Origin of the sequence: Vibrio sp. La 4.2.2, from assembly GCF_027586995.1 — a bacterium.
Lineage (GTDB): Bacteria > Pseudomonadota > Gammaproteobacteria > Enterobacterales > Vibrionaceae > Vibrio > Vibrio mediterranei.
Window position 1 is genome coordinate 1 of the sequence record NZ_JAPPTJ010000032.1, and the last position, 370, is coordinate 370.

Here is a 370-nt window from a genome sequence, read left to right on the forward strand (position 1 = left end):
TAACTTTGAGAGAACTACTTGGTTTTCCGAGACGTCGGAAACCGCTACACCGGAAAATCAATTGGAGAAACAACATGGCAGTGAATGTAAATACTAACGTATCAGCGATGACCGCTCAGCGTTACCTAAACAGCGCAAGTCAGGCGCAAGCAACGTCAATGGAGCGTTTGTCTTCGGGTCATAAAATCAACAGTGCGAAAGACGACGCAGCGGGTCTACAAATTTCGAACCGTTTGAACGTTCAAAGCCGTGGTCTTGATGTGGCAGTGCGCAACGCGAACGATGGTATCTCTATCGCCCAAACTGCTGAAGGCGCGATGAATGAGACAACGAACATCCTGCAACGTATGCGTGACCTATCACTGCAATC

1 protein-coding gene is annotated in these 370 nt (G+C 48.4%); it reads left to right on the forward strand.

All coding sequences use genetic code 11. From position 1 onward, the window contains the following. Positions 1–74 precede the first annotated feature (74 nt). Positions 75–370, forward strand: a 296-nt coding sequence (locus tag OH456_RS25940) for a flagellin N-terminal helical domain-containing protein (protein WP_443088648.1), incomplete at its 3' end; no start/stop codon positions are given.